Source organism: Amycolatopsis japonica, from assembly GCF_000732925.1.
Classification (GTDB): Bacteria; Actinomycetota; Actinomycetes; order Mycobacteriales; family Pseudonocardiaceae; genus Amycolatopsis; species Amycolatopsis japonica.
The window spans coordinates 7,185,001-7,199,087 of sequence record NZ_CP008953.1 but is presented as its reverse complement, the minus strand read 5'-3'; the positions used below and the strand labels follow the sequence as shown (position 1 = coordinate 7,199,087).

The window sequence follows — 14,087 nt, the reverse complement described above, 5'->3', positions numbered from 1 at the left end:
GCAAAGGTCCCTTGCTCCCTTCCGGGCCGAATCGCCCCAGGAAGCCGGTGCCGGGTGCCATGATCCTCTTCCAACGGAAGGAGCCATCATGGCTGGAAACGTTCCCCCGGTCGCCGACGAGCGCGAAGGACTCCTCGCGTACCTCGAGCAGCAACGCCACGTCCTGCGCATCGCCGCGCACGGCCTCACCGAAGAACAGGCCAGAGCCGTCCCGACCAGAAGCTCACTGAGCGTCGGCGGCCTGATCAAACACACCGCGTTCACCGAAGACGGCTGGATCGACATCCTCCTTCAGAAGCCCTCGAAGCCGATGGACGAGGCGATGAAGGAGTACGAAGCCGGCTACGTGATGGCTGACGGCGAGACGCTCGAAGACGTCTTCGCGCGCTACGACGAAGTCGCCCGCCGCACCGCGGACGTCATCGCGGGTATCGCCGACCTCGGCCAGCCGGTCCCGGTGCCCAAGGGCGTGCCCTGGTACCCCCAGGACGTCGACGCGTGGTCGGTCCGCTGGGTGCTGCTCCACCTCATCGAGGAGACCGCACGGCACGCCGGGCACGCCGACATCATCCGCGAGCACATCGACGGCGCGACGGCGATCCCGTTGATGGCCGCCGCGGAAGGCTGGCCGGAGACACCTTGGCTCAAGCCCTGGTCGCCGGGTCAGAGCGACTAGAACCTAGAACAAGGTCGGTTCGTCCGCCAAAGCGCCTTCGATGACCAGCATCCGGCGCTTGGTGGCGACCCCTCCGCGCGCGGAGAAGCCGCCGTCCTTGCCGCCGGCGGCGAGGACGCGATGGCACGGCACGATGATCGGGACCGGGTTCCGGCCCATCGCCTGCCCCACGGCCTGCGCGCCGCCGGGCATGCCGAGGATGTTCGCGATGTCGCCGTAGGTCAGCGTCTTGCCCGCGGGGATCGTGCGGATGAATTCGTACACGCGGTGGTGGAAGTCCGGTACTCCTTCGTAATCGAGTTCGACGCCGGTGAGGTCCGTGCGCTTGCCGTCCATCAACGAGACGATCCCGTCGATCGCGCGCTGGATCTCCTCCGGTGGGGTGGATTCGGTCGCCTGAGGAAGACGCGCGGCCAGTCGCGCCCTCGTCTTCTCTTCACTGCCCTCGGGGAGCTGGACCGCGATGACCCCGCGTTCGCTCCACGCGATGCCGCAGTCACCGATCGCGGTGCCGAACACGGAGTAGCCCGGTGCCGTCATGAGCCCAGGGTACGAGAGCGGTCCGACAGTTTCGGATCCATCGCCAGGCCGCGGTGCCGCCGGAGCCGTCGCTGCGGTAGGAGTATGGACATGAGCGACCTCGTGCTGGATCACCTCGTCTACGCCGGGCCGGACCTCGAAGAGGCCGTCGAGCGCGTCGCCGAGCTGACCGGCGTCACGCCGGTACGCGGCGGAAGGCATGTCGGTTTCGGTACGGCCAACTACCTGGCCGATCTGGGCGCCGGTGCCTACCTCGAGGTGGTCGGTCCCGATCCGGATCAGCCCGAGCACATCGGGCCGCGTCCGTTCGGCATCGACGAGCTGACCGCTCCCGCCCTGATCACCTGGGCGGCGCGTGTGGACGGCATCGACGAAGCGATCGCTGAGGCACGCCAACGCGGCTACGACCCGGGCGAAGCGTCCGAGATGTCACGGACCACCGACGACGGCGAACTGCTGACCTGGCGCCTCACCGGTGCGGGCGGCCTCGACGGGCTCGCGCCCTTCCTCATCGACTGGGGGAGCACCCCGCATCCGACGACGCGGGGGCTCCCGTCGATCCCGCTGCTCATGGTCACCGGCGTCCACCCCGAGCCGGCCGCGGTCGAAGCCGCGGTCCGCGCGCTCGGGATGGACATGCTCGTCCGGCGCGACGAGAAGCCCGGCCTGGTGGCCGTGCTGACGAACTCAGCCGGGAAGCAGGTCGCGCTGAGCTGAGCGGGTCACGACGGTGCCCTCCCGCCAGCCGTTGGTCATCGGCAGCCGCCGGTCCCGCCCGAACGCCTTGAACGTGATCTTGGTGCCCGGCGGATACTGGCGGCGCTTGTATTCGGCCTTGTCGACCATTCGCACCACGCGGTCGATGGTCTCCGGCTCGAAGCCCGCGTCGACCAGGTCGACGTAGCCGCGGTCTCCCTCGATGTAGTCGTCGAGGATGTCGTCGAGCATCAGGTAGTCGGGCAGCGAGTCACTGTCCAGCTGACCCGGGCGCAGCTCCGCGGACGGCGGCTTGGTGATCGAGTTCTCCGGGATCGGCGGGGTTTCGCCGTTCTTCTCGGCTTCCTTGTTGCGCCACTTGGCCAAGTGCCAGACGTGCGTCTTGAACAGGTCCTTGATCGGCGCGAAGGCCCCGACGGCGTCGCCGTAGATCGTCGAGTAGCCGACGGCGAGTTCGGTCTTGTTGCCGGTCGCCAGCACCAGGTGACCGTCCTGATTGGACAGCGCCATCAGCAGCATGCCGCGGACACGGGCCTGGATGTTCTCCTCGGCGAGCCCGGTCAGCTGAAGCTGCTCGACGTAGACCTTGACCATGTCCGCGATCGGTTCGACGCGATAGTGCGCGCCGATCCGGCGGGCGAGGTCTTCGGCGTCGCCCTTCGAGTGCTCCGAGGAGTACTCCGAAGGCATCGAAACGCCGTAGACGTTGTCGCCGCCCAGCGCGTCGGCGGCCAGCGCCGCCACGACCGCCGAGTCGATGCCGCCCGAGAACCCGAACGTCACCGACGAGAAGCCGTTCTTGTGCACGTAGTCCCGCAGACCGACGACGAGCGCGTGCCACACCTCGGCTTCGTCCGACAGCGGCTCGCTGATCGCGGACTCGGTGCTCGGGGTGTACGCCGGGACCGGGTCTTCGCCGAGCACGCGACGCTTGACCCGCAGGCCTTCGAACTCGCCTTCGGCGGTGTGACCACCGGCGACGAGGTCCGTGTCGACGACGAGCAGGTGCTCGACGAACTGCGGTGCGCGCGCCAGCAGCCGTCCGTCCGCGCCGACCACGATCGAGTCGCCGTCGAAGACGAGGTCGTCCTGACCGCCGATCTGGTTCGTGTACACCAGCGGCGCCCCGGCCTCGGCCGCGCGGCGGGCGATGAGCGGCAGGCGGATGTCGTCCTTCGCACGCTCGTAGGGCGAAGCGTTGGGCGCGACCACGAGGTCCACTCCGGCCTTGCCCAGCGCGGAGATCGGGCCGCCGTCCTGCCAGACGTCCTCGCAGATCACCATGCCGACGTCGACGCCGTGGAAGCGGACGACTTCGAGCTCCTGGCCCGGCTTGAACCAGCGGTGCTCGTCGAAGACGCCGTAGTTGGGCAGGTGGTGCTTGAACTGGCGTGCGACCACTTCGCCGCGGTACAGCGCGGCGGCCGCGTCACGCGGGCCGGTCTCGTCCAGGTCGAGGTAGCCGATGTAGGTGAGCACCTCGCCACAGCCGGCTTCTTCGAGCCGCCGGGCGAGAACTTCGACCATCTGCTTCGAGGCGGAGGCGAAGGTCGGGCGGAGGGAGAGGTCCTCGACGGGGTAACCGGTGAGGGACATCTCCGGGAAGACGACGATGTGGGCGCCTGCTTCGGCGGCCTTGCGAGTCCACTCGACGGTGAGCTCGGCGTTGCCTTCGAGGTCGCCGACGGTGGTGTTGACCTGGGCCAGTGCGATGCGCAGTTGCGGCATGCCGACATTCTCACCCACCGGCGTCCGCGGGGACGACCGGATGTGCCGAATCGCCCACCCGGGTGCGGCGGCGCGAAAAGAGAGCGGGGGACCTTTGCTACCGCTCTCCAAAAGAGAGTGACAGCAAAGGTCCCCCGCTCCCCGCGCGCTACTTGCGCTTGATCATGCTCCGTACCTTCTTGATGGTCTGCTCGAAGTCGGAGTCGAACGGGTTGTCGTGCACCAGGTAGGTCCACGTCGTGTTCGCCCGCCGCACCCCCGCGTCACCGAGGTCGATCCCGTTGTCGGTGATCTCGGCCTCCTCGAGCGTCTTCGCCGCCCGCTCGGCCGCCTCCGGGATGATCTTGTGGAACTCGGGGATCGCCGCGCGGTGGAATTCGTCGATCGGCGTCTCCCGCGCCAGCGCCCGCAGGTGGATGCTCTCCCGCACGTCGGTCAGGAACGCCAGGTGGTCCGACCACAGCTGGTCGATGTGGAACAGCAGCACCTCGCGGCTCAGCTGCTCGACGCGAGCCTCGTCGTCGACCTTCTCCGAAAGCTCCTTGAACTTCTCCGGGTGCGCCTTCTCCAGCACCTCCGCCGCGTGCGCCGTCCGCAGCACCTTGTCCCGGTGCTCCAGCAGCTCGCCGCGCTGCCGCTCGATCAGCCGCGTGTAGCGCCAGGTGTTCCGGTGGATCTCCAGGTCGACGCCCTCGGCGACGCGCTGGGCGTGGTTGATCTGCCGCAGCGCCGCCGGGTCGACGATCTCGCCGCTGCCCACGTCCGAGCTGATGCCCTCGGGGATGTCCGGCGCGTTCGACAGCACGAGCTCGTCGTTCAGGCTGGCGAAGAACACCGCGCTGCCCGGGTCGCCCTGTCGCCCGGACCGGCCGCGCAGCTGGCCGTCCAGCCTGCTCGACGGGTAACGGGCGGTGCCGATCACGTGCAGGCCGCCCAGCTCGACGACCTCGTCGCGGCCGTCGCCGTCCTTGCCGCCCAACCGGATGTCGGTGCCTCGGCCCGCCATCTGGGTCGAGACGGTGACCGCGCCCTTCTTGCCGGCGTCGGCGATGATCGCGGCCTCCTCGGCGTCGTTGCGCGCGTTGAGCACGACGCATTCGAGGTCGACCTTCGCCAGCTTCTCGGCCAGCTCTTCGGATTCGGCGACGTCCTGGGTGCCGACGAGGATCGGCCGCCCGCTCTCGTGCACCCGCCGGATCTCCTCCTCGATCGCGCGCAGCTTCTGCGACGGCGACCCGAAGATCCGGTCCTCCTGGTCTTCACGGATGTTCGGCGTGTTCGGCGGGATGACCGCGACCTCGAGCTTGTAGAACTCGCGCAGCTGTTCGGCGACCGCGACCGCGGTACCGGTCATGCCCGCGACCTCGGGATAACGCGCCAGCAGCGCCTGCACGGTGATCGAGTCGAGGATCTCGCCCCGGTCGGTCGCCTTGACCTGCTCCTTCGCTTCGACGGCGGCCTGGAGGCCGTCCGGCCAGCGCTGAAGTTCGGCGACGCGGCCGCGTGCGGCGTTGATCAGCTGCACCTTGCCGTCGCGCACGAGGTAGTCGACGTCGCGAGTGAGCAGCGCGTGCGCGTGCAGCGCCACGTTCACCGCGGGCAGCCTGTCCGAGCCCGTCTCGTCGTAGAGGTTGATGTCGTCGCCGAGGGCCTTCTCGACCACCGAAGCGCCGGCCTTGGTCAGCCAGGCGTTGCGGCCGTCGGCGTCGGTCTCGTAGTGGAGCCCGAGCCGCAGCCGCCGGACGATGTTCGCGACCTCTTCGTCGGCGTCGGTGTGGTCGATCGATCCGGCCATCACCAGCGGCACGCGGGCCTCGTCGACCAGCACCGAGTCGGCCTCGTCGACGATCGCCACCTCCGGCTCGCGCTGGACGAGGTCCTCTTCGCGCGTCACCAGGCGGTCGCGCAGCACGTCGAAGCCGATCTCGCTGACGGCGCCGTACGTGACCTCCTTCGCGTACGCCTCGCGGCGTTCGTCGCGGGAATGCGCGGGCTCGACCCAGCCGACGGAGACGCCGAGCAGGGCGTAGATCGGGCCCATCCACTCCGCGTCACGACGGGCGAGGTAGTCGTTCACCGTGACGACGTGGACGTGCTTCCCGCGCAGGGCGTACCCGGCGCCGGCCAGCGCACCCGCCAGCGTCTTGCCCTCACCGGTCTCCATCTGCACGATATGCCCGCTGAGCAGGCCCATCGTGCCCAGCAACTGGACATCGAAGGCACGCTCGCCGAGTGCCCGCCGCGCGGCCTCGCGACCGAGCGCGCAGACCTCGATCAGCTGTTCGTTGCCGAAGGAAGCGGCTTCCCGAAGCTTGCCGGCCCGCTCTGTCAGCTCCTCGTCGGAGAGCTTCTCCAACTCGGGCTCGAGCTTCTCGATGGCCGGCAGCAGCGCTTCGTAGCGGGTCAGCTCGACGCTGCCCGGCCGCTGGATGATCCGGCGCAGCTTCTTGCCCACCCGGCTGATCAGTGCTGCCACCCCTGTGCTCCCGTCTGCTCTTCTGCCGTCCGCACCCGTATCACCAACGCAGTGGTGGTGCGGCCGAGTTCCACGGCCGATGGCACGATCCAACCGTGTCCACTCATGTCAGCGCCAGGTCCCGTGCCCGTCGATTCGCCGCGATCACGCTGTCCGGCCTGCTCGCGGTCACCGTCGCCGCGTGCTCGTCGGGAGAGGGTAGAACCCAGCCGCCGCCTCCGGCCACCGAGTCGCACGCTCCGACCGGACCGGTGCCCGCCGGACTGGAGAAGTTGTACGGACAGAGCCTGACCTGGGCCGACTGTGCACCCTACGCGACATCCGATGACGCGAAAGCGGCGTTTCGAGTGAAGGACGCACAGTGCGCCCGGCTCACCGTCCCGCTCGACTACGCGAAGCCCGAAGGCGACTCGATCACGCTCGGCCTGTTGCGCCGCAAGGCGCTGGATACCGACGAAAGGATTGGGGCGCTCGTGGTCAATCCCGGCGGCCCCGGCGCTTCCGGGATGCAGGCCGCGGCCGGTCTCGCCTCCCGGACGGCGACGAACGAGCTGGGCAAGCGCTTCGACATGGTCGGCTTCGACCCGCGCGGCATCGGCGCGAGCCAGCCCCAGGTCCGCTGCCTGACCGACGCCGAACGCGACGCGGACCGCGCGGACGACAGCGAGACCGACGGCTCACCCGAGGGGGTGAAAAAGCAGGAGGCCGAGTCCCAGGACTTCGCGGCGAAGTGTGCCGAGCGGACCGAACACGGCGCCGCGATGCTCGCGAACCTGGGCACGCGTGACGTCGTCAAGGACATGGACATCCTGCGATCGGTCCTCGGCGAGCCGAAGCTGAACTATCTCGGCTACTCCTACGGGACGCGGATCGGGTCCGCCTACGCCGAGGCGTTCCCGGCGAACGTCCGCGCGCTGGTGCTCGACGGAGCCGTCGACCCGGAGCAGGACGCGGTGGAGTCGCTGGTCGGGCAGGGTCAGGGTTTCGGCAAGGCGTTCGGGGAGTTCTCGAACTGGTGCGCCGCGCGTGAGGACTGCGCACTGGGGCGCGACGCCGCCGGCGTGACGAAGGCGTTCCAAGACCTGGTGCGGCCCCTGATCGACTTCCCGGTGCCGGTCAGCGACGGCCGGAAACTGTCGTACGAGGACGCGACGACGGGCGTGATACAGGCCCTCTACCAGGAAGATCTCTGGGAACCGCTGAACTCCGCGCTCAACGACCTGAAGCGCCAGCGCGGCGACGGCCTGGAAAAACTGGCCGACCTCTACAACGAGCGCGGCGCCGACGGCCGCTACGGGACGACGCAGGACGCCTTCGTCGCGATCCGCTGCGTCGACGACCCCCGGGTCACCGATCCGGCGAAGATCCTCGACGCGCAGAAGCGGTACGCGCAGGCGGCGCCGTTCCTCGACGACGGCAAGCCGGACGGAGCCGCACGTGACTCCTGCGCCTTCTGGCCCGTGCCGAACACCTCGGAACCGCATCAGCCGAACGTCGAGGGCCTGCCGAAGACGCTGGTCATCTCGACCACGAACGATCCGGCGACCCCGTATCAGGCGGGCGTCAACCTCGCGAAAGCGATCAAGGGAGCTTTGCTCACGTTCGAGGGAAACCAGCACACGGTGTTCCTCCAGGGCGTGTCGTGCGTCGACCAGATCGGTATCGACTACCTGGTGAACGGCGCCCTGCCGGACGAGGGCACGCGCTGCGCCGCCAAATAACGAGTTCGGCGCGAAGGGCCTTGAGCGGCCGGGACGCTGCGAAGATCGCGAGATGAGCCTTCGCCGCGTCCCGGCCGTGCTCGTTGTCGCCGTGCTGGTCGCCTCCTGCACGACACAGCAGCCACAGCCCGCGCCGTCGGCGTCGCCGACCACCACTGCGTCGCCGACTCCGGACCCGAAGGCACTCGAGAAGTTCAGCAAGCAGAAACTGGCGTGGGGCGCGTGCGCGTCGTTCAAGGACAAGGCGTTCGACTGCGCGAAACTCACCGTGCCGCTCGACTACCTGAAGCCGGACGGCGAAACGATCTCGATCGGCGTCCTCCGGCACAAGACGAAAAGCTCCGGGAGACGCATCGGCTCTCTCGTGCTCAATCCGGGTGGCCCCGGTGGCTCGGGCGTCTCGGCCGCGGCGCGGATCGCGAAGTCGCGGCCCGCGGCGGCGCTGGCCGAGCGCTTCGACATCGTCGGATTCGATCCGCGTGGCGTCGGGACCAGCGAGCCGAAGCTCGTCTGCCTCACCGATGCCGAACGCGACGCGGATCGCGCGGAAGATTCGGAAAGCGACTCCACGCCCGCCGGGATCGCGAAGCAGCTCGCCGACGCCAAGTCGTACGCCGCGAAGTGCGCCGAGCGCACGAAGCACGGCACAGAGCTTCTCGCCAACATCGGGACCAGGGACGTCGTCCGCGATCTCGACGTCCTGCGCTCGGCCCTCGGCGACGAGAAACTCACCTACCTGGGCTTTTCGTACGGGACGCAGATCGGGACCGCCTATGCCGAGGCCTACCCGGACAAGGTGCGGGCGCTGCTCCTCGACGGCGCGGTCGATCCCGAACTCGACACCGCCGAATCGCTGGTCACACAGATGGCGGGCTTCCAGAACACGTTCGCCGAATTCGGCAAGTGGTGCGCGGCTCGCCCGGATTGCGCGCTCGGCCGTGACGCGGACGCGATGACGAAGGCGTTCCAGGACCTGGTCCAGCCGCTGATCACCGCCCCGGCACCCGCGGGGACCCGCAAGCTCTCGTTCGAGGACGCCATCACCGGCACCAGTGCCGCGCTGTACTCGCAGGACGCGTGGAAATTCCTCAACGACGGGTTCGCCGAGCTCAAGCGGGGAAGTGGCAAGACGCTGGTCGCGCTGGCCGACAACTACTACGGCCGCGAGCCGGACGGCCGGTACACCGGCATCCTCGACGTGTACTTCGCCGTCCGATGCGTCGACAGTGCGCGGATCGCCGACAGACGCGTCATCGACGACGCTCACCGGCGGATGCTTCAGGGCGCGCCGTTCCTGACCGGCGGCACGCCGGACATGAGCGAACTGGACATCTGCTCGGTGTGGCCGGTGCCCGCGACGTCGGAGGTGCACAAGCCGGATGTCGACGGCCTGCCGCAGCCCCTGATCATCTCGACCACCGACGACCCGGCGACCCCGTATGCGTCCGGTGTGAACCTGGCGAGGGACCTCAAGGGAGCTTTGCTCACGTTCGAGGGCGCGCAGCACACTGTCTTCCTCGACGGCAACGAGTGCGTCGACAGCGCCGGCCTCGCCTACCTGATCGATGGCGAACTGCCCGCCCCCGACACCCGCTGCACCTAGCGGGGGAGCAAGGGACCTTTGCTACCACCGGGCCCGCTGACCAGGCATTTCCCGCCCAAAAGGGAGCGGGGGACCTTTGCTACCGCCCGGCCCCCACGACCACCGCGTTATGCCTGCTCAACGCCAACTCCAGCATCACCGCGAACTCCTCCGGCTTCGTCGGCGGCACCTGCAACCACACCCGCACCAGCCGCCGCGGCTCGTCCCGCGAAATCCACAGCTTCACGAACACGTCCGACTTGATTTCCGGCACGATCCCGCCGATCACCGCGGCCGGCACCTTCGCGGCGATCCGGAACGACTCGGTGTCCTGCACCCGCTCCCACCGCTCGCCCCGCAACTCGGTCGCCCCGGTCAGCAGCCTCCGAAGCCCACCTTCAGGCCCGAGCATCGCTTCAGGCGTGTACGGCGGCGAAGCCGGAATCACCCGCTCCCCACGGGGCCCACTGAGCGTGATCTCCGAGCCGGACAGCCGGTAGTCGACCTTCATCCGTTCGAAGTCGTCCTGCAGATCGGCCTTACCGACCGCGCCGCCCTCGAGGCTGACTTCGCCGTTGAGCCCGCGCACCGGCAACCCGGTGACGACACCGTTCACCCCGAGCGTGAACCGCACGCTGCGCAACGAGACGAGGGAGTCGGCCGCCGCGCTCACGTAGTCCTGGGCAGGCGGGAGCGGGGGAGACCCCGCGCAACCGCCGATGAGCCCGACCGTGAGCAGCAGCGCCGGCACGAGGTGACGGCAGCGCATGGCCAGAGCCTATGTCCATGGCCCGAATCTTGCGCACAGTGTCCTTCCGGCCGCTTTCGTCGATCGCCGCCGCCGATGACGCTGTATCCGTGCAAACCGAGACCCGTCTCCACCGCGCGTGGTTCGTCGCCGCCGCCGCATTCATCGCCCTGCTCGCCGCCGCCGGTTTCCGCGCGGCCCCCGGCGTGCTCATCGACCCGCTTCACAACGAGTTCGGCTGGTCACGCGCGACGATCGCGTCGGCCGTCTCCGTGAACCTCGTCCTCTACGGTCTCTTCTCGCCCTTCGCCGCGGCTCTCATGGAGCGCTTCGGCATGCGACGCGTCGCTTCGACGGCGTTGTTCGTCGTCGCGATCGGCGCGGGCGGCACGGTGTTCATGAACGCGAGCTGGCAGCTCATCCTCTGCTGGGGCGTGCTGGTCGGCGTCGGCACCGGCTCGATGGCGATGAGTTTCGCCGCCACGGTCGCCGCCCGCTGGTTCGTCCGCAGCCGCGGCGTCGTCACCGGCGTCCTCACCGCGGCGGGCGCCACCGGCCAGCTGATCTTCTTGCCGATCGTGGCGAACCTCGCCGTCGACGAAGGCTGGCGGACGGCGTCGCTCGTCATCGCCATCGCCGCGCTGGCCGTCGTCCCCGTCGTTCTCCTGGTGGTCCGCGATCACCCGTCCGACGTCGGAACGACCGCCTACGGAGCGGAGCCAGGCGAAGTCGCTCCCGTCGCCCGCACGGGTGGTTCCGCCCGCCGCGCGCTGTCGGTCCTCGGTTCGGCGGCGCGCACGAGGACGTTCTGGTTGCTCGCCGCCGGCTTCGCGATCTGCGGCGCCACGACGAACGGCCTGGTCAGCACGCACTTCGTGCCCGCGGCGCACGACCACGGCATGCCACAGACGACCGCCGCCGGCCTTCTCGCCCTCGTCGGCATCTTCGACGTCGCAGGCACGATCGCCTCGGGCTGGCTCACCGACCGCGTCGATCCCCGGATCCTGCTCGGCGTCTACTACGCCCTTCGCGGCGTTTCGCTCGCTCTGCTCCCGCAACTGTTGAGCGGAACGGTGGAACCGAGCATGTGGGCGTTCATCGTCTTCTACGGCCTCGACTGGGTGGCGACGGTTCCGCCCACCGTCGCGCTCTGTGTCCGGCAATACGGCGCCGCCGGGCCGATCGTCTTCGGCTGGGTTTTCGCCAGCCACCAGCTCGGAGCCGGTCTCGCGGCCTTCGGCGCCGGCGCGATCCGCGACGCGTCGGGCAGCTACGCGCTCGCTTGGTACATCGCCGCGAGCCTCGCCGTCATAGCTTCGGTCGCTTCGCTGTCGATCACCAAGGCGGCCAAGCCCGAGCCGGTCCTCGTGGGGTGATCCACCACTTCCGGTCGATCGGCGCGTCGCGAAACATGTCGTTAACACGTTCTCGTTAGGGTGCGGCCATGGATCGCCAGCAGGAGTTCGTGCTCCGTACCTTGGAAGAGCGCGACATCCGTTTCGTCAGGCTCTGGTTCACGGATGTGCTGGGGTTCCTCAAGTCCGTCGCGGTGGCGCCGGCCGAACTCGAGGGCGCCTTCAGCGAGGGCATCGGCTTCGACGGATCGGCCATCGAAGGCTTCGCGCGCGTCTACGAGTCGGACATGGTCGCGAAGCCCGACCCCGCCACGTTCCAGGTCCTCCCCTGGGAGACCCCGGACGGCGGCCCGTACTCGGCGCGCATGTTCTGCGACATCGCGATGCCGGACGGCTCCCCGTCCTGGGCGGATCCCCGGCACGTCCTGCGCAGGCAGCTCTCGAAGGCGGGCGAAGCGGGCTTCACCTGCTACGTCCACCCTGAGATCGAGTTCTTCCTGCTCTCGAACCTGCCGGACGACGGCAGCGAGCCCGAGCCCGCGGACAACGGCGGCTATTTCGACCAGGCCAGCCACGCGACCGCGACGCACTTCCGCCGCCACGCCATCGAGACGCTCGAAGCGATGGGGATCTCGGTCGAGTTCAGCCACCACGAGGGCGCGCCCGGTCAGCAGGAGATCGACCTCCGGTACGCCGACGCGCTGACCATGGCCGACAACGTGATGACCTTCCGTTACGTGGTCAAGGAGGTCGCGCTCACCCAGGGGGTCCGCGCGACCTTCATGCCGAAACCCTTCACCGACCAGCCGGGTTCCGGGATGCACACCCACGTGAGCCTGTTCGAGGGCGATCGCAACGCCTTCTACGACGCGGAAGACCCGTACGAGTTGTCCGCGACGGGCAAGGCCTTCGTGGCGGGGCTCCTGCACCACGCGAAGGAGATCTCGGCGGTCACCAACCAGTGGGTGAACTCCTACAAGCGGCTGATCAGCGGCAGCGAGGCCCCGACCACCGTTTCGTGGGGCCGCGCCAACCGCTCCGCGCTGGTCAGGGTTCCGATGTACTCGCCCGGCAAGGCGTCGTCACGCCGCGTGGAGATCCGCACGCTCGACTCCGCGTGCAACCCCTATCTGGCGTACTCGGTCATCCTGGCCGCCGGTCTGAAGGGCATCGAGAAGGGCTACGAGCTCCCGCCGCCCGCCGAGGACAACATCTGGCAGCTGTCGGACGCCGAGCGCCGCGCCGCCGGATACGCCCAGCTCCCGCAGAACCTCGGGGAGGCGCTGGCGGAGATGGAAAAATCGGAACTTCTGCCCGAAGCGCTCGGAGAGCACGTTTACGACTTCTTCCTTCGCAACAAACGTGTTGAATGGGATAACTACCGCAGCGCGGTGACCCCGTACGAGCTGCGGACCCTGCTTCCGGTTCTCTAGACGAAGGAGACCTGATGGTGCGGCGGCCGGTGTTCGGAGTTTTGACGGCGTTGGTCGCCGCGACCATCGCGGCGAGTGCCGCACCAGCGGCATCGGCCGCCGGAAAACCACTCGATCTCGACGCCGCCGACATCCCCGCGCTCCAGGCCCGGATGTCCTCCGGACGGCTGACCGCGGTCGGCCTGACCTCGGCTTATCTCGACCGCATCCACAAGGTCGACCGGAAGGTGAACGCGATCATCGCGGTCAATCCGGCCGCGATCGCGCAAGCCGCGGAGAGCGACGTCCGGCGCCGCGCGGGCAAGACGCGCGGACCGCTGGACGGCATCCCGGTCCTGGTGAAGGACAACGTCGACACCCGCTCCCAGCAGACGACGGCGGGGTCTCGCGCACTGCGCAGCAAGCCCGCGAAGGACGCGACTCTGATCCGCCGCCTGCGCGACGCGGGCGCGGTCGTCCTCGGCAAGGCGAACCTGTCCGAGTGGGCGAACTTCCGCGCCGCCAAACCCACTTCCGGGTGGTCGGGCGTCGGTGGACAGACGAACAACCCATACGTGCTCGACCGCAACCCGTGTGGGTCGTCGGCAGGATCCGCCGCCGGTGTGGCCGCTTCACTCGCCCAGGTGGCGATCGGCAGTGAGACCGACGGCTCGATCGTCTGCCCGGCCGGGATGACCTCGACCGTGGGCCACAAACCGAGCCTCGGCCTGGTCAGCCGCACCGGCGTCGTGCCGATCTCGGCCGAACAGGACACCGCCGGCCCCATGGCCAGGCACGTCGTCGACGTCGCGCTGACCCTGTCCGCGCTCCAAGGCCGCGACCCGAGCGACCCGGCCACCGGCACGTACCCGCCGAACCAGCCGACCGACTACGCCGCGCACCTGCGGCCCGGCGTGCTGAAGGGCTCCCGGATCGGGCTCTGGCGCCTGCCGGTCCTCGGCCCGGACGTCGAAGCGGTGATGACGAAGACCAAGAATTCGCTGGTCAAAGCGGGCGCCGAGGTCGTCGAAGTGACACCGCCGTACCAGGCCAGGCTCGGCGAACTGGAGTTCCCGGCCCTGCTCACCGAGTTCCACCGCGACATCGATCGCTACCTGGCCACGCGCCCCGA

At 69.0% G+C, this 14,087-nt stretch carries 11 protein-coding genes (1 of these 11 running past the window's edge); 7 read left to right on the top strand and 4 right to left on the bottom strand.

Translation table 11 applies throughout. The features are described from left to right. Positions 1–88 precede the first annotated feature (88 nt). The gene (locus AJAP_RS33090) at positions 89–676 is read left to right on the top strand and encodes a DinB family protein (RefSeq protein WP_038518815.1); all 588 of its coding nucleotides are present in this window, start codon (positions 89–91) and stop codon (positions 674–676) included. 3 nt (positions 677–679) lie between these two features. Here AJAP_RS33090 and AJAP_RS33085 read toward each other — a convergent pair whose 3' ends face one another. After that, complete coding sequence (locus AJAP_RS33085; RefSeq protein ID WP_038518813.1) at positions 680–1,216, bottom strand: methylated-DNA--[protein]-cysteine S-methyltransferase; 537 nt, start codon at positions 1,214–1,216, stop codon at positions 680–682. A 90-nt stretch (positions 1,217–1,306) separates the two neighbouring features. On the opposite strand from AJAP_RS33085, the gene AJAP_RS33080 reads away from it, so the two are divergent. Beyond that, complete coding sequence (locus tag AJAP_RS33080; protein ID WP_037335714.1) at positions 1,307–1,933, top strand: VOC family protein; 627 nt, start codon at positions 1,307–1,309, stop codon at positions 1,931–1,933. On the opposite strand, the gene AJAP_RS33075 is transcribed toward AJAP_RS33080, so the two are convergent. After that, positions 1,904–3,661 carry an NAD+ synthase gene (locus tag AJAP_RS33075; protein WP_038524354.1) on the bottom strand — a complete coding sequence of 586 codons (1,758 nt, stop codon included), beginning with the start codon at positions 3,659–3,661 and terminating at the stop codon, positions 1,904–1,906. The two genes, AJAP_RS33080 and AJAP_RS33075, sit on opposite strands and share 30 nt — an antisense overlap. A 148-nt stretch (positions 3,662–3,809) precedes the next feature. Beyond that, complete coding sequence (secA2, locus tag AJAP_RS33070; protein WP_038518811.1) at positions 3,810–6,137, bottom strand: accessory Sec system translocase SecA2; 2,328 nt, start codon at positions 6,135–6,137, stop codon at positions 3,810–3,812. Positions 6,138–6,286: 149 nt separating this feature from the next. Between secA2 and AJAP_RS33065 the strand changes: the two genes are divergently transcribed. Further along, on the top strand, positions 6,287–7,858 hold the full coding sequence (locus tag AJAP_RS33065) for an alpha/beta hydrolase (RefSeq protein WP_179948476.1): 1,572 nt from the start codon (positions 6,287–6,289) through the stop codon (positions 7,856–7,858). A gap of 52 nt (positions 7,859–7,910) precedes the next feature. Continuing rightward, the gene (locus AJAP_RS33060; protein WP_084098417.1) at positions 7,911–9,461 is read left to right on the top strand and encodes an alpha/beta hydrolase; all 1,551 of its coding nucleotides are present in this window, start codon (positions 7,911–7,913) and stop codon (positions 9,459–9,461) included. A gap of 79 nt (positions 9,462–9,540) precedes the next feature. Here the strand turns inward: AJAP_RS33060 and AJAP_RS33055 are convergent, their stop codons facing one another. After that, a complete protein-coding gene (locus AJAP_RS33055; RefSeq protein WP_038518809.1) occupies positions 9,541–10,209 on the bottom strand; it encodes an LppX_LprAFG lipoprotein in 669 nt (222 codons plus the stop codon). An 89-nt stretch (positions 10,210–10,298) separates the two neighbouring features. On the opposite strand from AJAP_RS33055, the gene AJAP_RS33050 reads away from it, so the two are divergent. The 3 genes from AJAP_RS33050 to AJAP_RS33040 form a co-directional block, all read left to right on the top strand. Then, positions 10,299–11,564: an MFS transporter gene (locus AJAP_RS33050; RefSeq protein ID WP_038524345.1), complete on the top strand. Its 1,266-nt coding sequence runs from the start codon at positions 10,299–10,301 to the stop codon at positions 11,562–11,564. A gap of 68 nt (positions 11,565–11,632) precedes the next feature. Beyond that, on the top strand, positions 11,633–12,976 hold the full coding sequence (glnA, locus tag AJAP_RS33045) for a type I glutamate--ammonia ligase (RefSeq protein ID WP_016331613.1): 1,344 nt from the start codon (positions 11,633–11,635) through the stop codon (positions 12,974–12,976). Between the two features lie 14 nt (positions 12,977–12,990). After that, positions 12,991–14,087, top strand: partial view of an amidase gene (locus AJAP_RS33040; RefSeq protein WP_038518807.1) — the 5' portion only. 466 nt of this gene lie beyond the right edge of the window; only the first 1,097 of its 1,563 coding nucleotides appear in the window; its start codon is at positions 12,991–12,993; its stop codon lies off the right edge, out of view.

Excerpts from the sequence above, each read along its gene's own strand:
- AJAP_RS33090 (WP_038518815.1), top strand. The coding sequence starts at position 89 with ATGGCTGGAAACGTTCCCCCGGTCGCCGACGAGCGCGAAGGACTCCTC.
- AJAP_RS33085 (WP_038518813.1), bottom strand. The coding sequence starts at position 1,216 with ATGACGGCACCGGGCTACTCCGTGTTCGGCACCGCGATCGGTGACTGC.
- AJAP_RS33080 (WP_037335714.1), top strand. The coding sequence starts at position 1,307 with ATGAGCGACCTCGTGCTGGATCACCTCGTCTACGCCGGGCCGGACCTC.
- AJAP_RS33075 (WP_038524354.1), bottom strand. The coding sequence starts at position 3,661 with ATGCCGCAACTGCGCATCGCACTGGCCCAGGTCAACACCACCGTCGGC.
- AJAP_RS33060 (WP_084098417.1), top strand. The coding sequence starts at position 7,911 with ATGAGCCTTCGCCGCGTCCCGGCCGTGCTCGTTGTCGCCGTGCTGGTC.
- AJAP_RS33055 (WP_038518809.1), bottom strand. The coding sequence starts at position 10,209 with ATGCGCTGCCGTCACCTCGTGCCGGCGCTGCTGCTCACGGTCGGGCTC.
- glnA (WP_016331613.1), top strand. The coding sequence starts at position 11,633 with ATGGATCGCCAGCAGGAGTTCGTGCTCCGTACCTTGGAAGAGCGCGAC.